The organism is Nocardia jiangxiensis NBRC 101359, from assembly GCF_000308615.1.
In the GTDB taxonomy this organism is placed as follows: Bacteria; Actinomycetota; Actinomycetes; order Mycobacteriales; family Mycobacteriaceae; genus Nocardia; species Nocardia jiangxiensis.
In genome coordinates this window covers 13,679-36,143 of sequence record NZ_BAGB01000002.1, presented here as the reverse complement: position 1 = coordinate 36,143, position 22,465 = coordinate 13,679, and the positions used below count along the sequence as shown (strand labels likewise).

Below are 22,465 nucleotides of genomic sequence, written 5' to 3'. Positions count from 1 at the left end.
CGCTCCGGCGCGCCCGTTCGGGTGGACGTGGCGGTGGTTCAGGCCGGGCGGTGCCAGGTGGTGTCGACCGGGCCCGGGGTGAACGATGACGCGCCGACGAGCAGTGGTGTGGTCGTGCGGGGTTGGGGGCGGGTGAGGGTGCGGCGTTGACGTTCGGAGATGAGTGCGCCGAGGATCTGCAGGGGTGGGTAGGCGCTGGGGGCAGGGACGCGTAGCCGGGTGCAGACCGCGTTGACCAGGGTGACGCCCAGGGTGTGTTGTACCTCGGGGGTGAGGGTCGGGTAGCGGGTCAGGTACTGGCGGATGGGCAGGGCCAAGTCCTCGGTGAGGCCGGACAGGTCCAGGTGCTGGGCCCAGCCCTGCAACCAGGGCGGCGCGACGGCCAAGGCGGGCAGCGGGATTCGGGCGCGATCGTGGACGACCACGGTCCCGGCGAGCACATCGCCGACGCGTCGGCCCCGCGGTGAGCACAGCGAGGTGAGCACCGCGACGACGCCGAAACCACCCAGACTCCAGAAATCGACGATGACCCAGGTCAGGCCGCGGGTGAGCGCGTGGCGGAAATCGATCGGCCCGCCGTCCCCGCGCACCACCCGCAGCCCCAGCACGATCTTGCCGATGGTGCGGCCGCGCAGCAGGGTCTCGCAGGTGACCGGATATCCGACCAGGATCGCGACGAACACGACCAGCGCCACGGTCTGCAACCAGGCGGTGTCCGGCTCGAAATTCGACAGCACCACGAAGATCAGCAAGACCAGCAGCGCGCCCAGCACGGCCTGCAGCAGCAGATCGATCAGCATCGCCGCGGCCCGCGTGGGGATGCGCGCGATGGGCAGGTCGAGGGCGACGGCCTCGCCGGTGGTGAATACGGCCATGATGCTCGACAGCCTAATCGTGTTGCGCGGCTCGCCTCGTCCCGGTCGGGAACGGATTGTCGGTGCGACAGGCTAGCCTCGTATCCGATCAGCGGCCGGAATCGGCGGGTACGGGAGGCATCCGATGGACGTGGACGCATATGCGTATACCAACCGACCTGCCTGGGATCGGCTGGATCAGCTGACCCGGCAGCGCCGCCTGTCCGGCGCCGAGGCCGATGAGCTGATGACGCTGTACCGCCGCACCTCCCAGCAGTTGTCCCGATTGCAGTCGCATTCCCCGGATCCGGAGTTGATCGGCGGCCTGAGCGCCTTGCTGACCAGGGCGCGCGGGCGGGTGCTCGGCACGCGGGTCGAGGCGTGGCGCGCGGTCGGACGATTCTTCACGCACACCTTCCCCGCAGCGCTGTATCGCGTGTGGCCGTGGTGGCTCGGTGTGGCCGCGGTCTTCCTGGCGGTCACCGCCGGGTTGGGCACCTGGGTGTCCGGATCCGGTTCGGCCCGAAGGATTCTGGGCCTGGCCAACGACAATCACGATCTGACCGGACCGGGCGGTGAGTTCGAGACCTACTACTCCGAGCATCCGCACGAGGCGTTCGCCGCCCAGGTGTGGACCCACAACGCGTGGGTTTCCGCGGTCGCCCTGTTCACCGGGCTGCTGATTCTCCCGGCGGTGTACGCGCTGTTCATGAACGCGCTGAATCTGGGCATCTCGGCGGGCCTGATGGCCGACGCGGGCCGTCTGGACGCCTTCTTCGGGTTCATCCTCCCGCACGGAATGCTGGAACTGACAGCGGTTTTCGTCGCCGGCGGCACGGGCCTGAAACTGGGCTGGACGCTGATCGACCCGGGCCGATTCTCTCGTGCACAGGCGCTGGCCCGACAGGGCCGGGCCTCGGCGACGGTGGCGCTGGGTCTGGTGGGCGTGTTGGCGGTGTCGGGCACGATCGAGGGCTTCATCACCCCGAGCGGCTGGCCCGCGCCGGTGCGCATCGGTATCGGTGTGGTGGCCGAGCTGGCCTTCCTGACCTATGTGTTCGGCGTCGGGCGGCGTGCGGTGCAGGAGTCGGCAGTTACCAGCGGGCGCACAGCCGGTTAACAAGAGGTGATCCGCGGGTCCGAGAGGGACGATCCGAGCGGAGAATTTGAGAGCCACTGGCCGCAGCGAGTCCAGCTCAGCTGCGGCCAGCGTTACCGTCAACTCTACACAATCGTTATGCCCACGCAACCTCCCTCGGCGTATATGCCACAGCCCGAAAACCGCATGTCGGACAGCATGTCCGACACCTTCGGCAAACGCATAGCGTCGCCATCAATGCACTTGACAGGGCCTGCCGATCCAACCTCCGCCCGAACTCTCCCATTCCTCCGGATCGAAGAGACGGATTAACCCGTTCAGTCTCGAGGTAAGGTTTGCCAATTCTGTTCACTTGATGTCCACATACCTTAAAAACGGCAGTTCACCTGCATATTTGTCACATCAACAGACAGCGACAAAAAGGTAGCCAGCCAGTAAACAAACTTGAAGTTTGTTACTCTCGGCGCGTTCCGGAAAGCCGTTCAGCAGTAACAGGCAATCGGCGCATATGCACCCGATTATTCGCTGTCAGACACTGATCTACGAACGTTTCAGATCAGCCCGCTATCACCCCGAAGAGTCGGTTCGACCCCAATTAGGCAGACCTGAGTGCGGCGAAGATCACACCCGCTGATCTCGGCAGATGGCGAGCGACAGTGGCTCAGCGCATCACCCGATGCGCACGATCCCGCTCAGCGTGCCCTGCAACACCCGGTGATCCCGGGTGATCAACGGCGCGGTCTGCAACGGATCCTCCACGATCGTGCCGGGCAGCGGGCTGTGCGCGGCGATCGCACCGGTATCGGCGTTCACAGCGGTGAATTCGAAACCGTCCACCGCGGTGGCGGCAGCGGGACCGATCCGATTCACCGTGTAGATCAGGCCGTCGGCGGCGGACAGCATCGGCACGGCCGAACTGCGAACCTTGTTGTCCCAGACAGTGTGACAACCGGACGTCCCGACATCCACGCGAGTCATCCCGCCGGCGAACGGCGCCGTCGGCGGCACCGCCGGACCGGCGCCCTGCGGCAGCGTCGGATACGGATAGCCGTAGGTGCTCGCCACCACGACCGTGCGGCCCAGCCCGATCGGAGCGTTCTCGCTACCCGGCCCGCCGTGGGTGAGCACCGGCTGCGAGCACATCAACTGTCCTGTCCCGGAACGGAATATCAGCAGATGGGCCGCACCGGCCGCGTTATCGACGATGGCCACGTAGTCCGCACCGCTGTCCGGACCGAAGTACACCGGCGTCGATCCGGTACCCCAGCTGAGTTGCCCTGGCTTGCGCCCGGGGCCGCGATCGTAAGCCTTGCGCCACAGCACTTCCGGATTCCCGGAAACACCGGACCGCAGTTCGTACAGCGCATGCGTGGTCGCCACGGCGATGCGGCCGTTCGGGGTGGCGGAGATGCTGTTCTCCACCATCTCCCCGCCGCCCAGCGGGATCGCCGCCGCCCGTCCGGACGGATCCACCCGCCCGGCCACCGCATGTTCGGTCGCGAACCACACCGCCCCGGACGGATCCGGAACCAGCCCGACCACGCTGTCCCCGGCGGGCACCGCCCCGGACAGATCGACCGACGAGACCACCTGCAGTGACCACCGTCCGGCCGCATCCCGCGAATGCGCGATCCGCAGCAGCCGCCGCTGCCCGTCCACGACCACCAGCCGATTCGCGTTGTCCAGATAGGCGTACACCCCGCCGAGCAGACCGCCCTTCGCCAGAGGCAGTGTGGCCGAGGCAGTTCCGAGCGCACCGGTCATATCCGGATCGATCAGCTCCACCGTCGGCGTCCGCCCCGCCATGGTCGTGCACAGCGCCACCACCATTCCGTCCGAACCCTGGAGCAGGGTCGGGCAGGCCGCGGCGAGCGGATAGATCGTCGTGTGCACCGCACGCACTCCGGGCCCGGCCAGCGCAGTGGCATCGGAGGACCCGGCATCGGCATGCATCGTCGAGCTTCCCTGCGGCCCGAGCGCGGGGCTCGGCGCGGCGAACGGACCCCAGAATGTCGCGGCCTGCGCGGGCGTCCCGGCCACGAGCAGCCCCGCCGCACACATCGCGGTCACTGCCGTGCGCAGCCGTACCGCACCACGCCGACGAGTTCGTTTCATGGCTGCCACCTGCCTGTTTCGCATTCCCGACCGGCCGCGGCACGATCATCCACGACCGACGAAGCGTACCGAAAGGACCTAGCTGGTCAAATGATCAGTTCCGGTCGGCGGACGGGTGCGACCGTCAGTTCTGCTGTGCGTACAGCGCGGTGTCGAGGTCGTCGGGACGGTATCGCGGCTCCCCGGAAACGAAGTAGTTCATGGGCGCCGAAATTCGCACCGCCCGCGTCGGCGGGCTCACCCGGTACGGACACCCACGAGCATCGGAAACAGCGAGGGTTCCGGCACGAGGCGGAATACTGAGGAGGTTGTCGTCGGAGGTACGCAATTCCAGGCTTCCCCCTTCGCCGTCAGGATGAGTGCTCAGGAAAAGCAGGCCCGTCGCCGGATCGGAATCGACGTGCCACTCGTATCCCTGACCGCCCGCAGCACATTGATGTTCACGGCGGAAGTAACCGAACTGTCCGTTTCCAGATTCAGCCCGCTGTATCGCTCGGCAATCCGGCGGAAACTGGTTCCGTACAGTTCACGCAGCCAGGGCAGGTACTCGGCGATATCGTCGCCCGTGAGCAGACGGTAACCGATTGCGATCCCCACCGGCTCGAGACTGGTACTGGTACCACCGTGTAGTTCCGCCGGCTTCGCTCTGGCCCGGCACACCCGATCCACCTGCGCACGCCAATCGGCGGGCGTGCAGAGCCGCCCCCTGACCGCGCGAGTTCCGGTGTCTCGCCACATCGGCCGCGCGTGTGAAATTCCTGACAAACCACACCGATTCTGCGATCGGGCTATACCGGGCGCGGCATCGGTATACGGAAACGAGGAAGGGCCGGAGTTGAACTCCGGCCCTTCCTCGTTCTGGTGGGCGAAGGGGGACTTGAACCCCCACGTCCCGAAGGACACTGGCACCTGAAGCCAGCGCGTCTGCCATTCCGCCACTCGCCCGAGCGACTGGAAGACAGTAGCACGGGGGCGCAGTCGAGACGAAATCGCCTGTTCACGGACCTACACGGGGCGCTGTGGAGGATTGGGAACCCTCGGGTAGCGCCGGGAGTTACAGGTGTGGACGATCGATGGATATCATGCAGTGACCGTGTCCCCACGTCGACACGCCCTATCGGCGTGTCGTCAATCCCGAACAGACGACCCGACGCATGTGCACCGGAGGAGGCAGAGATGGGGTTCGTGACCCGCTTCGAACGCCGCCTGCAGGGGGCGGTCGGGGACGTGTTCGCGCGCGTCTTCGGCGGTAGTGTCGTCCCGCAGGAGGTGGAGGCGGCACTCCAGCGTGAGGCTTCCGATCAGGTCACCGAACTAGAGGGTGGCCATCTGCTGGCTCCCAACAGCTACACCATCACCATCAATGCGTCGGACCTGCAGCAACTCGATGCCGATCACGATCTCACCACCCGGGCGTTCGCCAAACACCTGCAGGATTACATCCGCGAACAGGGGTGGCAGACCTACGGTGAAGTACACGTCGAATTCGAACCATCCCCTACGCTGCACACCGGGCAGTTCAGGACTCGCGGTCGGGTCGATCCCGACGCGGACCGCCGAAACCCGGCGGCCCGCGGGCCCTCACCCGGCCGACCTGGACCACCCCGACAAAGAACCGCAAACCCGCAACCAGGAGCTGGCCCCATGACGCAGAACTCAGGCTACGACCCGAGCCGTGAGCCCGCGGAGTCCGATCCACGCAACCGCGGGTACGCGCCGCCGCCGGCGGGCCGCCCCGCCCAGGGCTACGACGACTACGGCCGCGGTGGCTATCAGACTCCGCAGGGTGGTGGCTACCAGGCTCCGGCCGGTGGCGAATACGCCGCACCCGATGCGCAGCAGGGGTACGGCGACTACCAGAACGGTCAGGACTACCAGCAGGGTGGCGGGGGCTACGGCCAGCAGCAGGGCTACGACCAGCACGGATACGACCAGGGGTACGACCAGCACGGCGGGTACGACCAGGGCGGTTACGGCCAGCAGGGTTATGCCGAACAGGGCCACCAGGGCTACAGCGACCAGGCCTACGGGCAACAACAGGGCTACGCGGACCAGGGTGGTTACGGCCAACAGCAGACATACGGCCAGGCACCGAGCGGCTACGACCAGGGTTACGGTCAGCAGCAGGGCGGGTACGACCAGGGCTACCAGCAGGGCTACGGCCAGCAGCAGGGCGGCTACGAACAGGGCGGCTACGGCCAGCAGCCCGGCTACGACCAGGGCTACGGCCAGCAGCAGGGCGGCTACGCCGCTCCCGGCCAGGCGCCCGCGGGCGGTTCGGGGTACTCGGCCACCCTCCAGCTCGACGACGGCAGCGGCCGGACCTATCAGCTGCGTGAGGGAAGCAACATCATCGGCCGCGGCCAGGATGCGCACTTCCGGCTTCCCGATACCGGGGTGTCCCGCCGCCACATCGAGGTCCGGTGGGACGGTCAGGTCGCGATGCTCTCGGACCTCGGTTCCACCAACGGAACGCTGGTCAACGGCTCGCCGGTGCAGGATTGGCAGCTCGCCGACGGCGATATCATCCGCGCCGGACATTCCGAGATCCTGATCCGAATCGTCTGATCCCGTAAGCTCGCCGATGCAGGTCGCGATGCGGCGCGAAAAACTCGCCCTTATCGTGGTCGCAACCGGTCATCGGCCCTATGATGCTGCCAGCCCTCGGTCGGCAGCAGGTCCGTGCTGACCAGCAAGCCGGTTGGGGGTGGGACCGTCGTACCCACATCGGCCGAAACAGGAGGTGGAGCACCGTGCAGGGACTGATCCTGCAATTGACCCGTGCGGGGTTCCTACTGCTGTTGTGGCTGTTCGTATGGGCGGTGCTCCGGACCCTGCGCAGCGACATCTACGCGGCATCCGGCATTCGGATCCAGCCCCGGGCCGCACGCGGTTCCGCGGTGCTGCCATCCTTCAGCCGTGGCCAGAAGGGCGCCAAGTATCTAGTGGTGACTCAAGGTTCACTCGCCGGCACACGCATCACCCTGGGCGCCCAACCGGTGCTCATCGGGCGCGCCGACGATTCCACGCTGGTACTCACCGATGACTATGCCTCGACCAGGCATGCGCGACTCTCGCCGCGAGGCGAGGACTGGTACGTCGAAGATCTGGGTTCCACCAACGGCACCTATCTCGACCGCGCGAAGGTCACCACCCCGGTGCGGGTTCCGCTCGGGTCCCCCGTCCGTGTCGGTAAGACAGTGATCGAGCTGCGATCGTGACACTTGTTCTCCGTTACGCGGCGCGCAGCGACCGCGGACTCGTCCGAGGCAACAACGAGGATTCCGTCTACGCCGGTGCGCGCCTACTCGCGCTGGCCGACGGAATGGGCGGCCATGCCGCCGGTGAAGTCGCCTCCCAATTGATGATCGCCGCACTCGCGCATCTCGACGATGACGAGCCCGGCGACGATCTGCTCGGCAAGCTGGATCGCGCGGTGCACGCGGGTAACGCCGCCATCGCCGATCAGGTCGAGGAAGAGCCCGAGCTGGACGGCATGGGCACCACGCTCACCGCAATCCTGTTCGCGGGCAAGAAACTCGGCCTGGCGCATATCGGCGATTCGCGTGCGTACCTGTTCCGCGACAACGAGCTGGCTCAGATCACCCGCGACGACACGTTCGTGCAGTCGCTGGTCGACGAGGGCCGGATCACGCCCGAACAGGCGCACACCCATCCGCAGCGGTCACTGATCATGCGGGCGCTGACCGGCAATGAGATCGATCCCACACTGATCATGCGCGAGGCACGGGCGGGCGATCGCTACCTGCTGTGCTCGGACGGCCTGTCCGACGTGGTCAGCGACGAGACGATCGGAAATACGTTGCGGGAGGGCAACACCGACGAGGCGGCCGACCGCCTCATCGAGCTCGCCCTGCGCAGCGGCGGTCCGGACAACGTCACCGTCGTCGTCGCGGACGTCATCGATCTGGACTACGGCCAGAGCCATCCGATCGTGGCCGGCGCCGCCTCCGGTGAGGACGAGGACACTCCGCCGCCGAACACCGCCGCCGGTCGTGCCGCGGCGATGCGCCCGCCGCGCGCGGCTCCGCGCCGCCCCGCCGTGGCCGCGGAGCCCGAGCCCCGCAAGAGTCACAAGCTGCGCTGGATCCTGTTGTCCCTCGCGCTGATCGCGGCCGTCGCGGTCGGACTGGTGGTGGGCTACAAGATGATTCGCAACAACTATTACGTCGGCGCGGACAACGGCAACGTCGTGATCGTGCGCGGGCTGCCCGGATCGGTGCTCGGCTATTCGATCCACGAGGTGAACCAGATCGCGTGCGTGCAGCACGACGGGGAGCTCGGCCTGGCGAGCCCGGGTGAGAGCTTTCCGTCGGGCTGCAAGCAGTTGCAGGTCGCCGATCTCGAGCAGACCGGCCGGGACAAGGTGAACAACGGCCTGCCCCCGGGCGCCCTCGACGACGCGCGCCGTCAGCTCGCCAAACTCGCCCAGCAGGATCTGCTGCCCGCGTGCATCAGCACCCCGGCCTCGACGCCGCAGCCCACGCAGAATCCGGCACCCACGACCAGCCCCGCCACTCCGACCGGCGCCACACCGGCCCCCGCCCAGCCGGCGCCCGCCAGCGGCGACGGACATCCCGGCGCGCCCGCGCCCACCACCACAGCGCCCGCCACGCCGACGACGGCGTCGCAGGCCCCGCAAACTCCGGGGGAGAACTGCAGGAAGGCGGACTGATGTCCGCTCCGGCACCGCTGTCTGCGGGGGCCTTCCCGAGTCCTCCGGGCGGGTTCGCCCCTGCGCCACCGCCCTCGACTCGCCGTAACGTCGAACTTCTGCTGCTGGGGACCGCGGTCGTCGTGACCACCGTCGCCCTGGTGCTGGTGGAGGCCGCGCAGGATCAGGGCATCTCCTGGGAGTGCGCCGAACTGGCTCTGGCCTATCTGGCGCTGTTCTCGGTCGCCCACCTGGCCGTGCGACGTTTCGCGCCGTTCGCCGATCCGCTGCTGCTGCCGATCGCGGCGCTGCTGAACGGCCTGGGCCTGGTGCTGATCCACCGCCTGGATCTGGCCGCGGCGCAGACCGCGCGCACCAACTCACTCCCTATCCCCTCCCCCGACGTCGACCACCAGGTGCTGTGGACCGCGGCGGGCATCCTGATCCTGGCCACCGTGCTGGTGGTGCTGCGCGACTATCGCACCCTGGCGCGCTACAACTACTCCATCGGGGCGCTGGGCCTGGTGTTGCTGCTGCTGCCCGCGGTGCTGCCGGAACGATTCGCCACGACCAATCACGCGAAGATCTGGGTTCGGTTGCCCGGATTCACCGTGCAGCCGGGCGAATTCGCGAAGATCCTGCTGGTCGTGTTCGTCGCGGCGCTGCTGGTGTCCAAACGCGACTGGTTCACCGCGGCCGGACGGCACGCGTTCGGCATCGAGCTGCCGCGGCTGCGCGATCTGGGCCCGCTCGTGCTGGCCTGGGTGGTCGGCGTCGGGGTGCTGGTGTTCGAACGGGATCTGGGCGTATCGCTGCTGATCTTCGGCACCGTGCTGGCGCTGCTGTACATCGCGACCGAGCGGGTGGGTTGGCTCGTCGTCGGCGGGGTACTTCTGGTCATCGGATTGATCTTCGCCTACAACACGTTCGGACCGCTGCGAGCGCAGTTGCACACCTGGCTACATCCCTTCTCGGACTACAACAACACCGGTTACCAGATCGCGCAGTCGCTGTTCGGGCTGGCCACCGGCGGACTCGCCGGTACCGGCCTGGGTAACGGGCGTCCCGATCAGGTGCCCTTCGCCGCGACCGATTTCATCGTCGCCACGGTCGGCGAGGAGCTCGGGCTGATCGGGCTGGCCGCGGTGCTGGTGCTGTTCACCATGTTGGTGGTGCGCGGTCTGCGCACGGCGCTGGCGGTACGGGACAGCTTCGGCAAACTGCTCGCCGCCGGCCTGGCCTTCACCATCGCCGCGCAGGTGTTCGTGGTAGTGGGCGGTGTCACGAAATTGATCCCACGCAGCGGCCTGACCACGCCTTTCCTGTCGTACGGCGGATCTGCGCTGCTGGCCGAGTACGCAGTGCTGGCATTGTTGATAAGGATCTCCGACGCGGCCCGTGCACCGGCGCCGAGCCGGAGGGTCCACAGCGCACCGACCAGCAACCCGCCCACCGAGATACTGCGTACCGACTCGAGCCACCAGGCGAAGGGGGAACCGGCATGAACACACCACTGCGCCGCGTCGCCATGGCCGTCATGCTGATGACCGTCGCCCTGCTGCTCAACGCGACCTACGTCCAGGTGATCAAGGCCGACAGCCTGCGCAGCGATCCGCGCAATTCGCGGGTGCTGCTGGACGAGTACTCCCGCCAGCGCGGGCAGATCTCGGCCTCGGGCACGGTGCTGGCCAGTTCGATCTCCACCGACGACCGGTACAAGTACCTGCGCACCTACCCGACCGATCCGATGGCCTATGCACCGGTGACCGGCTTCTACTCGATGCAGTACGGCCGCACCGAACTCGAACTCGCCGAGGATTCGGTGCTCAACGGATCGGACAGCAAACTGTTCGGCCGTCGCCTGATCGACCTGATCTCCGGCCGCGACCCGCGCGGCGGCAACGTCGTGACCACCATCAACCCGGTGATGCAGAAGGTCGCCTACGACCAGCTGACCAAGAATGGGTACACCGGTTCGGTGGTCGCCATCGAACCCAGCACGGGCCGCATCCTGGCCATGGTCTCCACGCCGAGCTACGACCCGAATCAGCTGGCCTCGCACGACGGCGCGAGCAGTACCAAGGCGTGGGAGCAGCTCAGCTCCGACCAGAAGCAGCCGCTGCTGAACCGCGCCATCTCGCAGACCTATCCGCCGGGATCCTCATTCAAGGTGATCACCTCGGCCGCGGCCCTGGCCTCGGGCATCCAGACCTCCGACCAGTTCACCGCCGATCCGCGAATCACGTTGCCCGACACCAACACCACGCTGGAGAACTTCGACGGCGAACACTGCGGCAACGGCGCCACCACGACGATGGAGGAGGCCTTCGCGCTGTCCTGCAACACCGCGTTCGCCCAGATCGGCATGAAGGTGGGCGCGGCCAAACTCAAGGACACCGCGGCGGCGTTCGGCATCGGCACCCATTCGGGAGTTCCGATGCCGGTGGCCGACAGCACCGTCGGCACGATCCCGGACGAGGCATCCCTCGCGCAGAGCAGCATCGGCCAGCGCGACGTGGCCATCACTCCGCTGGACGACGCGGTCGTCGCGGCCACCGTCGCCAACGGCGGCGTCCGGATGGAACCGCATCTGGTGGATCAGACCCAGGGGCCGGATCTGTCCGAACTGTCCAAGACCAAACCGGTGTCGGTCGGTCAGGCGATCAGCCCCCAGGTGGCCTCGACGCTGACGAATATGATGATCGACTCGGAGAAGAACACGTTCCAGGGCAACACCACTTCGTTCCAGATCGCGTCCAAGACCGGTACCGCCGAACACGGCGCGAATCCGGGCACCACACCGGCGCACTGCTGGTACATCGGATTCGCACCTGCGCAGAACCCGAAGATCGCCATCGCGGTCGTCGTGGAGAACGGCGGCAACATGGGCCTGAAGGGCACCGGAGGTTTCGTGGCATCCCCCGTCGGACGAGCCGTGCTCGAGGCCGGCCTGCAGGGGAGCTGAACGAGACGATGATCGAGTACACAGGCCTACGGGGGCTCCCATGTTGACCAACGGTGCGTTGATCGCGGACCGCTACAGACTGCAACGCCTGATCGCCACCGGCGGTATGGGCCAGGTGTGGGAGGCGCTGGACACCCGGCTGGACCGCCGGGTGGCGGTCAAGGTGCTCAAGGCCGAATTCTCCGCCGACCCGACGTTCCGGCACCGGTTCCGGACCGAAGCGAAGACCACCGCGCAGCTCAACCACCCGGGTATCGCCGGAATTTACGACTACGGCGAAACCCTGGACCCGCAGGGCGGCGAAACCGCCTATCTGGTCATGGAACTCGTGCAGGGCGAACCGCTCAACGCGGTGCTGAACCGGCTCGGCCGCCTGTCGGTGGTGCAGGGCCTGGACATGCTCGAGCAGACCAGCCGGGCACTCGAGGTGGCGCATGCCGCGGGCGTCGTGCACCGCGACGTGAAACCGGGCAACATCCTGGTCACCCCGACGGGTCAGGTGAAGATCACCGATTTCGGCATCGCCAAAGCGGTGGACGCCTCACCGGTGACCAAGACCGGCATGGTGATGGGCACCGCCCAGTACATCGCGCCCGAGCAGGCCACCGGCGAGGACGCCACCTCGTCCAGTGACGTGTACTCGCTGGGCGTGGTGGGCTACGAGGCGCTGGCCGGGCATCGCCCGTTCAGCGGTGACGGCGCGTTGACCGTGGCGATGAAACACGTCCGCGACACCCCGCCGCCGATGCCCTCGGATCTGCCGCCGAATGTGCGCGAGCTTATCGAGATCACCATGGCCAAGGATCCGTCGCAGCGGTACGGCAGTGGCGGCGAGTTCGCCGACGCCGTGGCCGCGGTGCGCTCCGGGCGACGTCCGCCGATGCCGCGCACCATGGGTTCGACGCCGCAGGGCGGTGCGGCACGGGTCCTGCCTCCGCCGCCGACCGGCGCGACCACGGTCCTGCCCCGCGACTACGAGGATCGCTACTCGAATTCCCAACGGCCGGGGGCGCGTCCGATCGGAGCGACCAGCGCGATGCCCGGTCACCCGGACGACGACCTGCCGTACGAGGACGAACCCGGCATGAGCCGCACCACCAAGTGGATGCTCGGCCTGGGCATCGGCGCGCTGGTGCTGGGCGGTGCGGCGGCGTGGGTGCTGCTCAGTGGCAGTCCTCCGCAGCCGTCGGTCACGCCGGTGGTCACCCACACCACCACCGCCCCGGCGCCGACCACGACGACCGAAGCGCCGACCACCACCGAGGAACCCACCACGACCAGACATGTGGTTCCCCCGGTCGAGACGACCACGACCGCGCCGCCCACCACGACGAGCGCGCCGCCCACGACCACCGGCGCCACCACGACCACCGATGAACCCACCACGACCACCAACGGGCGGCATCATTCGAACCTGCCGCCGTGGGCCACGGATGACTCGACATACCCCTCGGTGGACATACCATCGTTGCCGGGCGTTCCGGGAATGAACGGATACAGCCAGAACGGGTACAGCCACAACGGCTACACCCAGAACAGCTATCCCACTCACCATTCGCACGACCAGTACACCGACGTCAGCCCGCCGGACACCTCCTCACAAGGACAGCCATGACCACCCCGAAGAATCTGTCTTCTCGCTATGAGCTCGGCGAGATCATCGGATTCGGTGGAATGTCCGAGGTCCACAAGGCCCGGGACGAACGGCTGGGCCGCGATGTCGCCATCAAGGTGCTGCGCGCCGATCTGGCCCGCGACCCCACTTTCTATCTGCGGTTCAAACGTGAGGCGCAGAATGCCGCCGCGCTGAATCATCCGGCCATCGTCGCGGTGTACGACACCGGTGAGGCGGAGGTGGACGGCGGTCCGCTGCCGTACATCGTGATGGAGTACGTGGACGGCGACACGTTGCGCGATATGGTGCGCGGCAGTGGCCCGCTGGCTCCGCGCCGCGCGATGGAGATCATCGCGGACGTGTGCGCCGCACTGGACTTCAGCCACAAGAACGGCATCGTGCACCGCGACATGAAGCCGGCCAACATCATGATCAACCGGCAGGGCGCGGTGAAGGTGATGGACTTCGGCATCGCCCGCGCGATCGCCGACAGCTCCAATCCGATGACGCAGACCGCCGCGGTCATCGGTACCGCGCAGTACCTTTCGCCCGAGCAGGCCCGCGGCGAACAGGTCGACGCCCGCTCGGACGTCTATTCGGTCGGCTGTGTGCTGTACGAAATCCTCACCGGCGAACCGCCTTTCACCGGCGATTCCCCGGTTGCGGTGGCGTATCAGCACGTTCGCGAGGATCCGCAACTGCCCTCCAACGTCCATGCGGGCGTGCCGCGCGAGTTGGATTCGGTCGTGCTCAAGGCGATGAGCAAGAATCCGGCGAACCGCTATCAGACGGCCGCGGAGATGCGTTCGGATCTGATCCGGGTGCTCGGCGGGCAGAAACCGCAGGCGCCGACGGTGATGACCGAGGAGGATCGCACGACGTTCCTCGGCGCGGTCGACGCACCGCGTTCGGAGGAGGACTCGGAGGACACCGAGGCGCCCCGCCCGCGGGATCCGCGGCGCACCATGATGATCGGCGGTGCCGCCGCCGGTGTCGTGGTGGTGCTGGTAGCGCTGTACTGGGTGTTCCTCGGGCCGGGCAGCAGTTTCAATCAGGTGGGCATCCCGGATCTGGCGAACCGGCCGGCGGCCCAGGCGCAGGACGAATTGCAGAAGGCCGGATTCTCGGTGGCCATTCAGCAGAAGTCCGACGGCAAGACCGCGAGCGGGAACGTCATCGAGACGCAGCCGCTGGGCGGTTCGCGCGCGCCGAAGGGCAGCACCGTCACCGTGCAGGTGTCCACCGGTCCGGCGCAGATCCCGGTGCCCCGGCTGGCCCGGCTGACCCAGCAGCAGGCCGAGCAGCAACTCAGCGCGTTGGGACTGCAGCTGGATCCGAAGGTCGGCCGCGATGCGTCCAGCGTCGAGGACAAGGACAAGGTGGTGAACCAGAATCCGCCCGAGGGATCGAAGATCGATGCGGGCAGTAAGGTCACCATCTCCCTGGGCAAGGGTCCGGATCAGGTGCGGGTGCCGCAGGTGGTGGGTCAGTCGCTCACCGTGGCCGAGCCGAACCTGACCGACAGCAGTGGTTTCAAGGTGCTCGTGCAGAAGGTACCCTCATCGCGTCCCAGCGGTGAGGTGATCGCCACCGATCCGCCGGGCGGTTCGATGGCGGACAAGGGCTCGACCGTGACCGTGCAGGTGTCCAGCGATCAGATCACCATGCCGAATCTGTCCGGACTGACCTCATCGCAGGCCCTGGACAAATTGCGTGCGGCCGGATGGACCGGCGGCGTCGGCCAGATCAGCCAGACCACCCAGGGCACCTTCGATGCCGCGAGCGTCGGGCGGATCGTCGATCAGCAGCCGAAGGCGAATTCGACGATCTCCAAGGATGCGACGATAACGATCGTCACGGGAGTGCTCGGCCCGCCGTGAGCCGGGCGTGAGTCGAGCCGGGTGAACACTCCTGGCTCGGAACACGATTCAGCCGAGTTCGAGGTGGCGGTTCATCGACATGGCCTCCTCGGCCATATCGGGCAGTTCGATCACCTCGACACCGTGTTCCCGCAGTTTCTCCACTCCGACGCAGTCCGCGACGAAGGTGGACGGCTCTCGCCAGGCGATGACCACCCGGCGGATCCCGGCCGCCAGAATCCGATCCGTGCACGGCACGCGATCCTTGGAAGCGCGCTGCGAGCAGGGCTCCAGGGTGCTGTACAGCGTCGCGTGCGCCAGACGTGGATCGTCGGCGAGCTTGTTCAGCGCGGACTCCTCGGCGTGCACCTTCTCATCGGTCTCGCGCGAATACCCGTGTGCGAGTTCGATATCGTTCTCGTCGACGATCACCGCCCCGACCGAGAACGCCCCCGGACTCTTCGGGCACAGCCGAGCCAGTTCGATCGCGTGCCGCATCCGACGCCGCACACTGTCCAGCCCCTCCGAGTCTTCAGCGGACATATCGATGCTCCTTTTCGCTGCGTTGCGGGTCGGTAGCCGAACCTTCCGAGAACAGGTCCGCACCCCTCACCATTCTTCGCGAGCCGCGGCGCGGCCACTCGGTTCGAATACCGTCCGATCACGAAATCTGTTGTGCCAGTGGCAAACTCTACTCGTCGACGGTCGCGGCGGCAGTATCGCTGTCCGGCAGTCGACGCAGTGGCGCGACATCTACGACGCAGGCCAGGTCAGCCACATCCATTCTGCTCCGTGATCCGCTCGGACGGGTCGCCGGATGCAGGGGGCGGTGAAGTCGCCCGCCAGGATCGGGGCTATGGCAAGCGAGAACTCGTCGGCCGAGTCGACGATCGGAAGGGTTCAGATCCCGACGATGGCATCGTGCCCCTTGGGCAGGTAGCGCAGCACGGCGATATCCCCGACACGGGTCACATCGGCCAACTCCATTCGGTGGCCGGAACCCCCCGGATAGGCGGCCGGATGCAGGAATCGGGGCGCGCTGGAATCGCCCACCAGGATGGGGGCCACGGCCAGCAGGAGTTCGTCGGCGAGGGCGGCGGACAGGAAGGCGGTGTGGGTGCGCCCCCCGCCCTCGACCATCAGACGGGTGATGCCGCGCCGACCGAGGTCGTCCAGCAGTGTGCCGAAATCGATTGTGGCACCGAGGGATACCACGTCGGCGAGACCGGAGAGCCGGTCGCCGAGCCGGCTCGCGCCGAGGCCGGTGGTGTAGACGATTTTGTCGCCGCCGTGATGCCACACGCGCAGGGCCGGGTCCAGGTCACCGCGCGCGCTGACGGTGACCTTCACCGGGTACTCCGGTTTTCCGGCGGCGATCCGCCGGGCGCGACGATCCGGATCGGTGACCAGCAGCCGGGGATTGTCGCTGCGCAGGGTCTGCGCGCCGACCAGGATCGCGTCGGAATCCGCGCGCACCGCGTCGACCCGGTCGAAATCCGCGGGATTGGACAACAGCAGCCGGTCCGGGCTCGCATCGTCGAGGTAACCGTCGAGGCTGACCGCGGCGGACAGCAGCACATACGGTCGCCGGTGGTCGTCACCACTCATGACTGCACCCACTCGACCTCGTCATAAGCCGCACGAGACTCCTCACCTCACGACGCGGTTCAGACCAGCGCCGCGACCTCCGCCTCCAACGTCTCGATCAGTCCTTCGGCCGGACGTTCGCCGCAGACCTCGAGCCAGTTGGCGAGCATCCGGTGCCCGCCCTGGGTGAGCACCGATTCGGGATGGAACTGCACGCCGTGGATGGGCAGGGTGCGATGCCGCATGGCCATCACGATTCCGCTCTCGGTCCGGCCGAGCACCTCGATCTCCGCCGGGAGGGTGTCCTCGAGCACGGTGAGCGAGTGATAGCGGGTCGCGGTGAACGGATCCGGCAGCCCGGCCAGCACACCCGCGCCGACGTGGAACACCGAACTGGTCTTACCGTGCAGCAGTTCGGCGGCGCGGGTGACCGTCGCGCCGAACGCCTCGCCGATCGCCTGGTGCCCGAGGCACACGCCGAGCAGCGGAACCCGATGGCGAGCGCAGGCGCGCACCAGCTCGATACTGGCCCCGGCGCGGTCCGGCGTCCCCGGTCCCGGGCTGATCAACAGACCGTCGAATTCGGTGACGACCCGGTCCGGATCCGCCAGCTGTGGATCGTCGTTGCGCCACACCGTGGCCTCGACGCCCAGCTGGCCCAGGTACTGCACCAGGTTGAACACGAAGCTGTCGTAGTTGTCGACGACCAGTACACGCATGGCGCAAGCCTACGGGGTGCCGGATCGGACGTCGCGTGAATACCTGCGCACCGCCCCGTCGACGCCCGGGTGACCTGCTCGCGAGCACCGCGGACCACGCACGTACACCCAGCTGGGATAGCCTGAAGGCAGACCGGCGACGCCGGGCGTCGCGCGCGCACGCCCCCGCCGGTACGACCCGCACCCGAATACGAGGACGTCATGCCCAAGTCGAAGGTCCGCAAGAAGACCGATTATACGATCAACCCTGCCAGTCGCACCCCGGTCAAGATCAAGGGCGGCCCCTCGTCGGTCTGGTACGTCAGCATCATGCTCGGCTTCATGCTGGCCGGGCTGGCCTGGCTGATCGTGTACTACCTGGCCAGCGACAAGCTCACCTGGATGGCGAACCTCGACGCCTGGAACTTCCTGATCGGCTTCGGGCTCATGGTCGTCGGCCTGGTCATGACGATGCGGTGGCGCTGAATCTCGCGCGGCGCGTGCTTACACCTGTGTTATTCATGCACACCTGTGGATGAGCCTGTGGACAAACCGAGGAGCGAGTGGGGATCGTGACGGCATCCGAACCGGTGTCCCGGCTGCAATGGTCCACTCCACCCCTGGCTCTGGTGACGGCCGGTGTGGGCGGAATCGTGCTGGCCCTGGCCGCCGTGTTCACCGGCGACGCACCGAGTCGGCTGCTGGTCGGACTCGCGGCGATTCTGCTGTTGGTACTGACCGCGGTCGGGCTGCGGCAACGTCCACGGATCACCATCGTGCCCGGTCAACGCCCTGTGCTGGTCGTGCGCGGGCTGCTGGGCGCGGCAGAGTACCCCCGGGAGCGGATCCTGCGGGCCCGGGTGGTGAGCTTTCGCCGGCTCGGGCGTAAATCACCGAATCTGGAGATCGACGTCGAGCACGACGGTGAGGACCGCTTGCTCATCTTCGGTCGCTGGGATCTGGGCGTACATCCCCAAGATGTCCTGGACGCACTCGTAGCGCACGGCCTGGCCACGCACTGACCGGCCGATCGCGGGTATCGCGGGTCAGGAAGCGAGCGACGCGGCGGCCCCGCCGATCAGCATGAGCGCCAGCACGGCGACCAGCGCCACGGCGGCCCATCCGACCCGCAGTCCCGTCTCCTGCGTGCGAACCCGCAGCCACTGCGGTCCGTACAGCAATCCGACCGTGGCCAGCGTGCCCGCGGCCAGGCCGCCGAGGTGACCCCACAGCGAGATGCCCGGCACCGAAATGCTGATGATCAGGTTGATCCCGATCACGACCAGCATCTGTGTGGGACTGCGCCGCAGTCGCAGCAGTACGACGGTCAGCGCGCCGAACAGTCCGAAGATGGCCCCCGATGCCCCTGCGGTCTCGTCGTTCGGGGCCAGCCACATCACCGTGGCCGCGCCGCCGAGCAGCGAGGTCAGATAGATCGCCAGGTAGCGCCAGCGACCCAGCACCGTCTCCGCGTCGCGCCCGAGCACGTACAGCGCGAACATGTTGACCACCAGATGCAGCGGGCCGTAGTGCAGGAACCCGCCCCCGACCACGCGAATCCACTGGCCGTGCGCCACCGCCTGCGGCCAGAGCACCCAGTCGTGGAACAGATTCGACGAACTGTTGGCGGCGACGCTGTGCGCTTGGACGGCGGTGATCGCGAATACGGCGACGTTCAGCGCGATCAGCGCATAGGTCACATACGGTGTGGGCCGCGTCGGGGCAGGGCCGCCCACGGGCGTGCGCACCTGCCGCACATCACGTTGTCCCTGGGCCACACATTCCACGCACTGTTGCCCGACCGCGGCCTGGCGCAGGCAATCCGGGCAGGCAGGCCGCCCGCACCGAGTGCATGCCAGACCGGTGGTCCGGTCGGCGTGGCGGAAACAGGTCGGTGCGGGCGGTTGGGGATTCACGAAACTCCGTGTTCATCGACTACGAGCGGCGCGAGGGCGGTAATTGCACGCTACCCTCGCAAATCGGACCGCTCATCCCGGGCGGAGAAATTCAGCCGAGCGTGATGCTGCTGAGGACCACCGGATCCTTCGGCCGATCGTTGCGATCGACCGCGGTGGTGGCGATGGAATCCACGACCTTGCGCGAATCCGGCTCCAGCACCTCGCCGAAGATGGTGTGCTTGCGGTTCAGGTGCGGCTGCGGGCCGACGGTGATGAAGAACTGCGAGCCGTTGGTGCCCGGTCCGGCATTCGCCATCGCCAGCAGATAGGCGCGGTCGAATCGAAGCTCCGGATGGAATTCGTCACCGAACTCGTACCCCGGACCGCCGCGTCCCGTCCCGGTCGGATCGCCGCCCTGAATCATGAACCCGTCCATGACACGGTGGAAAGTGCTGCCGTCATAGAACGGGCCGGTGGTCTCGCCACTCGCGTTCTGCGTCGAGTAGGGCGCGCTGCCGTCGGCCAGAGCGATGAAATTACGCACCGTCTTCGGGGCGTGGTTACCGAAGAGCGAGATCTTGATATCACCGTGGTTCGTATGCAGCGTTACCACGGAGGTCTGATTCGGTGAAGTCACGCCGAACATGTTGGCACGCTCCCCCGCCTCCCCGCGATTCAGCGCACCAGTAGGTGCCACAAATTTTTGTTGCGGGCTCATCGTCGACCGATACTCCCCTTTTGGACTTACCCGATGAGTTACCCATGTGCCACTGAGACCAGTCGTTACGTAGGCATCGGACCAGTCGGTGCCACGCGACTTGCGTTGCCGAGTGGCGATTGTGAACACCGGTCCATTCGGGCGTACCGGGCGATGCGGCCGGGTCGCGGAACTCTTTGTCCCGCAGTGTGAATCGTCCCGCTGTGCGGGCCGAGCCCTGTCAGTGCTGGATGGCGTGTTGGGGGTGCGCGCCGTTGGTGCTGTAGCCGAGACGGGGCGGTTCGGGGGCGGGCGCCGGGAGTTGCGGACGACGGGTGGCGACCCGCCAAGCGGCGCCGCCTGCGACGGCGGCCAGAACTGCGACGATCAACCGGTTGCGCAACCGGCCCTTGCGGGAACTGCCCAACTGCATAGGACCACTGTGTCACAGCCGCGAACTTCGTGCAGTAGGCAGTACTCGGGCCGGAGTTCCGTCACCGGCTGACGGTGCGCTCGAACTGACGCAGCGACAACGGCACGAAGACCACCAGCAGCACGACCACCCAGATCAGCGTGGTCAGCACCGGATGCCGCATGGACCACACGTCCGGGGGCGGGGTGAGCGAACTGGTGTTGCCGAACAGGTCGCGGATCGCCTGCGTCACCGCCGACACCGGATTCCAATCGGCGAAAATCTTCAGCGGCGTTGGCAATTGGGCACTGGGTACGAAGGTGTTGGCGATGAACGTCAGCGGGAAGATCACCATGAAACTGGCGTTGTTGAACACCTCGGGCGCCCGGACCAGCAAACCGACCACGGCCATCATCCACGAAACCGCGTAGGCGAACAGCAACAGCAGCACATAGCCGAGCACACCGTCGAGGAAAGATCCGCGAATCCGCCAGCCGATCAACAGTCCGGTGATCGACATCACCACCAGGCTGACCACGTTGATCACCACATCGGCGACGGTGCGCCCGATCAGCACCGCCGCCGGGGCCATGGGCAGTGAGCGGAAACGGTCGATGATGCCCTTCTGCATATCCTCCGCGAGGCTGGACCCGGTGAACGTCGCGCCGAACACGGCCGTCTGCGCGAAGATTCCCGCGATCAGGAACTCCCGGTAGGAGGTGCCGGAGACCTTGATCGCCGAGCCGAAGATGTACGCGAACAGCAGCACGAACATGATCGGCGAGAGCGTCGAGAAGATCAGCACGTCGGGCACCCGGCGAATCTTGATGACGTTGCGCTTGGTGACGGTCACGCTGTCGCTGATCAGCATCGCCGCGCGCGCGATCAGCGAGGGCTCGTCGCGTACGCCTGTCGCAGAAGTCATCGTGCGGATCCTTCCGTGGTCGGCCCGTCCGCCGGATCATCCTGGCCCGCAACGGATTCGCACGCTTCGTGCCCGGTGAGGGTGAGGAAGACGTCGTCCAGCGAGGGGCGGCGCAGCCCGACGTCGTGGATCTTGACCTCGCGGGCGGTGAGCCGCCCGATCGCGTCGACCAGGGCCTGTGAGCCGTCGCTGACCGGCACGGTGATGCGGCGCAGGCCCGGTTCGAGATGCATCTCCCCGACCGCCAGCTCGGCCAGCGCCTCCCGCGCGACGTCCAGGCTGCCGACATGGTCGACGGTCAGTTCGATGCGATCGCCGCCGACCATGGTCTTGAGCTCGTCGGCGGTGCCGCGGGCGATCACCGTGCCGTGATCGATGACCGCGATCGCATCGGCCAGCCGATCCGCCTCCTCCATGTACTGCGTGGTGAGCAGCAGGGTGGTGCCGGCGGCGACCAACTCCTCGATGACGTCCCACAGATCCAGCCGAGCGCGCGGATCCAGGCCGGTGGTCGGCTCGTCCAGGAACAGCACCGACGGATTGGCGACCAGCGCCCCGGCCAGATCCAGCCGCCGCCGCATACCGCCGGAATAGCCCTTGACCGGCCGATCCGCGGCGTCGGCGAGGTCGAATCGGTCGAGCAGCTCGCGCGCCCGCTGTTTACTGCGGGTCACGCCCAGGTGATAGAGCCGCCCGACCATCTCCAGATTCTCGAAACCGGTGAGATATTCGTCCACGGCCGCGTACTGCCCGGAAGCCCCGATGCGGGACCGCAGCCGCCGCGGCTCACGCAGGACATCGATCCCGGCGACGGTGGCGCGGCCGGAATCTGGTGTGAGCAGGGTGGTGAACACCCGGACCGTCGTGGTCTTGCCCGCGCCGTTGGGACCGAGCAGCGCTGTCACCGTGCCTTCGGGCACGCGCAGGTCCAGACCGTCCAGGGCGACGAGGCGGCCGTACTTCTTGACCAGGCCCTCGGCGACGATCGCATCGACCATGACCTCTCCTGACGTTCCCGCCTGCCGCGAACCGGATATCGGCGGATCTCGCGGCAAGTATTGCCCAG

The 22,465-nt window shown here is 67.1% G+C and carries 21 protein-coding genes and 1 tRNA gene; 10 read left to right on the top strand and 12 right to left on the bottom strand.

What is annotated here, in order from left to right:
- Window positions 1-38: 38 nt before the first annotated feature.
- Window positions 39-875: an RDD family protein gene (locus tag ON40_RS00330; RefSeq protein WP_051192424.1), complete on the bottom strand. Its 837-nt coding sequence runs from the start codon at window positions 873-875 to the stop codon at window positions 39-41.
- A gap of 124 nt (window positions 876-999) precedes the next feature.
- Here ON40_RS00330 and ON40_RS00325 point away from each other — a divergent pair, with 124 nt between their 5' ends.
- Window positions 1,000-1,974 (top strand): stage II sporulation protein M, encoded by a 975-nt coding sequence (locus ON40_RS00325; RefSeq protein WP_040817023.1) that lies wholly within the window; start codon window positions 1,000-1,002, stop codon window positions 1,972-1,974.
- Window positions 1,975-2,622: 648 nt separating this feature from the next.
- Here ON40_RS00325 and ON40_RS00320 read toward each other — a convergent pair.
- The 3 genes from ON40_RS00320 to ON40_RS00310 form a co-directional block, all read right to left on the bottom strand.
- Window positions 2,623-4,068, bottom strand: a complete 1,446-nt coding sequence (locus ON40_RS00320) for an NHL repeat-containing protein (protein WP_040817020.1) — start codon at window positions 4,066-4,068, stop codon at window positions 2,623-2,625.
- Between the two features lie 363 nt (window positions 4,069-4,431).
- A complete protein-coding gene (locus tag ON40_RS54235) occupies window positions 4,432-4,665 on the bottom strand; it encodes a hypothetical protein (RefSeq protein ID WP_245567594.1) in 234 nt (77 codons plus the stop codon).
- A 262-nt stretch (window positions 4,666-4,927) separates the two neighbouring features.
- A tRNA-Leu gene (locus ON40_RS00310) sits at window positions 4,928-5,013 on the bottom strand.
- 231 nt (window positions 5,014-5,244) lie between these two features.
- On the opposite strand from ON40_RS00310, the gene ON40_RS00305 reads away from it, so the two are divergent.
- The 7 genes from ON40_RS00305 to pknB all read left to right on the top strand — a co-directional run bounded on the left by ON40_RS00305 (window position 5,245) and on the right by pknB (window position 15,203).
- Entirely contained in the window at window positions 5,245-6,636 is a 1,392-nt protein-coding gene (locus ON40_RS00305; RefSeq protein WP_040817012.1) for an FHA domain-containing protein, read from the top strand.
- A 185-nt stretch (window positions 6,637-6,821) separates the two neighbouring features.
- Window positions 6,822-7,289, top strand: a complete 468-nt coding sequence (locus ON40_RS00300; RefSeq protein WP_040817010.1) for an FHA domain-containing protein FhaB/FipA — start codon at window positions 6,822-6,824, stop codon at window positions 7,287-7,289.
- Complete coding sequence (locus tag ON40_RS00295) at window positions 7,286-8,764, top strand: PP2C family protein-serine/threonine phosphatase (protein WP_040817007.1); 1,479 nt, start codon at window positions 7,286-7,288, stop codon at window positions 8,762-8,764. Before ON40_RS00300 ends, ON40_RS00295 begins: the two co-directional genes overlap by 4 nt.
- Window positions 8,764-10,248, top strand: coding sequence for an FtsW/RodA/SpoVE family cell cycle protein (locus ON40_RS00290; protein ID WP_040817005.1), 1,485 nt, complete (start codon window positions 8,764-8,766; stop codon window positions 10,246-10,248). Before ON40_RS00295 ends, ON40_RS00290 begins: the two co-directional genes overlap by 1 nt.
- A complete protein-coding gene (locus tag ON40_RS00285; RefSeq protein WP_040817003.1) occupies window positions 10,245-11,708 on the top strand; it encodes a peptidoglycan D,D-transpeptidase FtsI family protein in 1,464 nt (487 codons plus the stop codon). The genes ON40_RS00290 and ON40_RS00285 overlap by 4 nt, the downstream gene beginning before the upstream one ends.
- Before the next feature lie 40 nt (window positions 11,709-11,748).
- On the top strand, window positions 11,749-13,323 hold the full coding sequence (locus tag ON40_RS00280; RefSeq protein WP_040817000.1) for a protein kinase domain-containing protein: 1,575 nt from the start codon (window positions 11,749-11,751) through the stop codon (window positions 13,321-13,323).
- Complete coding sequence (pknB, locus tag ON40_RS00275) at window positions 13,320-15,203, top strand: Stk1 family PASTA domain-containing Ser/Thr kinase (protein WP_040816996.1); 1,884 nt, start codon at window positions 13,320-13,322, stop codon at window positions 15,201-15,203. The genes ON40_RS00280 and pknB overlap by 4 nt, the downstream gene beginning before the upstream one ends.
- A 48-nt stretch (window positions 15,204-15,251) precedes the next feature.
- On the opposite strand, the gene ON40_RS00270 is transcribed toward pknB, so the two are convergent.
- From ON40_RS00270 to ON40_RS00260, 3 genes are all read right to left on the bottom strand, one after another.
- Window positions 15,252-15,725 carry a deaminase gene (locus tag ON40_RS00270; protein WP_040816993.1) on the bottom strand — a complete coding sequence of 158 codons (474 nt, stop codon included), beginning with the start codon at window positions 15,723-15,725 and terminating at the stop codon, window positions 15,252-15,254.
- Between the two features lie 357 nt (window positions 15,726-16,082).
- Window positions 16,083-16,790 carry a RibD family protein gene (locus tag ON40_RS00265; RefSeq protein ID WP_040816990.1) on the bottom strand — a complete coding sequence of 236 codons (708 nt, stop codon included), beginning with the start codon at window positions 16,788-16,790 and terminating at the stop codon, window positions 16,083-16,085.
- A gap of 59 nt (window positions 16,791-16,849) precedes the next feature.
- On the bottom strand, window positions 16,850-17,488 hold the full coding sequence (locus ON40_RS00260) for an aminodeoxychorismate/anthranilate synthase component II (RefSeq protein ID WP_040816987.1): 639 nt from the start codon (window positions 17,486-17,488) through the stop codon (window positions 16,850-16,852).
- Between the two features lie 201 nt (window positions 17,489-17,689).
- On the opposite strand from ON40_RS00260, the gene crgA reads away from it, so the two are divergent.
- Together crgA and ON40_RS00250 are read left to right on the top strand one after the other, a co-directional pair.
- Window positions 17,690-17,953, top strand: a complete 264-nt coding sequence (gene crgA / locus ON40_RS00255; RefSeq protein WP_040816985.1) for a cell division protein CrgA — start codon at window positions 17,690-17,692, stop codon at window positions 17,951-17,953.
- 86 nt (window positions 17,954-18,039) lie between these two features.
- Window positions 18,040-18,489, top strand: coding sequence for a PH domain-containing protein (locus ON40_RS00250; protein WP_040817209.1), 450 nt, complete (start codon window positions 18,040-18,042; stop codon window positions 18,487-18,489).
- A 24-nt stretch (window positions 18,490-18,513) separates the two neighbouring features.
- Here the strand turns inward: ON40_RS00250 and ON40_RS00245 are convergent, their stop codons facing one another.
- The 5 genes from ON40_RS00245 to ON40_RS00225 all read right to left on the bottom strand — a co-directional run bounded on the left by ON40_RS00245 (window position 18,514) and on the right by ON40_RS00225 (window position 22,397).
- Complete coding sequence (locus ON40_RS00245; protein WP_040816982.1) at window positions 18,514-19,383, bottom strand: rhomboid family intramembrane serine protease; 870 nt, start codon at window positions 19,381-19,383, stop codon at window positions 18,514-18,516.
- A 91-nt stretch (window positions 19,384-19,474) separates the two neighbouring features.
- Window positions 19,475-20,002, bottom strand: coding sequence for a peptidylprolyl isomerase (locus ON40_RS00240; RefSeq protein ID WP_040817206.1), 528 nt, complete (start codon window positions 20,000-20,002; stop codon window positions 19,475-19,477).
- A gap of 301 nt (window positions 20,003-20,303) precedes the next feature.
- On the bottom strand, window positions 20,304-20,495 hold the full coding sequence (locus ON40_RS00235) for a hypothetical protein (RefSeq protein WP_040816979.1): 192 nt from the start codon (window positions 20,493-20,495) through the stop codon (window positions 20,304-20,306).
- A 61-nt stretch (window positions 20,496-20,556) separates the two neighbouring features.
- Window positions 20,557-21,399: an ABC transporter permease gene (locus ON40_RS00230; protein WP_083895294.1), complete on the bottom strand. Its 843-nt coding sequence runs from the start codon at window positions 21,397-21,399 to the stop codon at window positions 20,557-20,559.
- Window positions 21,396-22,397 carry a daunorubicin resistance protein DrrA family ABC transporter ATP-binding protein gene (locus tag ON40_RS00225; RefSeq protein WP_040816976.1) on the bottom strand — a complete coding sequence of 334 codons (1,002 nt, stop codon included), beginning with the start codon at window positions 22,395-22,397 and terminating at the stop codon, window positions 21,396-21,398. The genes ON40_RS00230 and ON40_RS00225 overlap by 4 nt, the downstream gene beginning before the upstream one ends.
- Window positions 22,398-22,465 lie beyond the last annotated feature (68 nt).

Coding starts and splice junctions, on each gene's coding strand:
- pknB (WP_040816996.1), top strand. CDS start 13,320: ATGACCACCCCGAAGAATCTGTCTTCTCGCTATGAGCTCGGCGAGATC.
- ON40_RS00230 (WP_083895294.1), bottom strand. CDS start 21,399: ATGACTTCTGCGACAGGCGTACGCGACGAGCCCTCGCTGATCGCGCGC.
- ON40_RS00235 (WP_040816979.1), bottom strand. CDS start 20,495: ATGCAGTTGGGCAGTTCCCGCAAGGGCCGGTTGCGCAACCGGTTGATC.
- ON40_RS00270 (WP_040816993.1), bottom strand. CDS start 15,725: ATGTCCGCTGAAGACTCGGAGGGGCTGGACAGTGTGCGGCGTCGGATG.
- ON40_RS00325 (WP_040817023.1), top strand. CDS start 1,000: ATGGACGTGGACGCATATGCGTATACCAACCGACCTGCCTGGGATCGG.
- ON40_RS00290 (WP_040817005.1), top strand. CDS start 8,764: ATGTCCGCTCCGGCACCGCTGTCTGCGGGGGCCTTCCCGAGTCCTCCG.
- ON40_RS00285 (WP_040817003.1), top strand. CDS start 10,245: ATGAACACACCACTGCGCCGCGTCGCCATGGCCGTCATGCTGATGACC.
- ON40_RS00280 (WP_040817000.1), top strand. CDS start 11,749: ATGTTGACCAACGGTGCGTTGATCGCGGACCGCTACAGACTGCAACGC.
- crgA (WP_040816985.1), top strand. CDS start 17,690: ATGCCCAAGTCGAAGGTCCGCAAGAAGACCGATTATACGATCAACCCT.
- ON40_RS00260 (WP_040816987.1), bottom strand. CDS start 17,488: ATGCGTGTACTGGTCGTCGACAACTACGACAGCTTCGTGTTCAACCTG.
- ON40_RS00225 (WP_040816976.1), bottom strand. CDS start 22,397: ATGGTCGATGCGATCGTCGCCGAGGGCCTGGTCAAGAAGTACGGCCGC.
- ON40_RS00265 (WP_040816990.1), bottom strand. CDS start 16,790: ATGAGTGGTGACGACCACCGGCGACCGTATGTGCTGCTGTCCGCCGCG.
- ON40_RS00330 (WP_051192424.1), bottom strand. CDS start 875: ATGGCCGTATTCACCACCGGCGAGGCCGTCGCCCTCGACCTGCCCATC.
- ON40_RS00320 (WP_040817020.1), bottom strand. CDS start 4,068: ATGAAACGAACTCGTCGGCGTGGTGCGGTACGGCTGCGCACGGCAGTG.
- ON40_RS00305 (WP_040817012.1), top strand. CDS start 5,245: ATGGGGTTCGTGACCCGCTTCGAACGCCGCCTGCAGGGGGCGGTCGGG.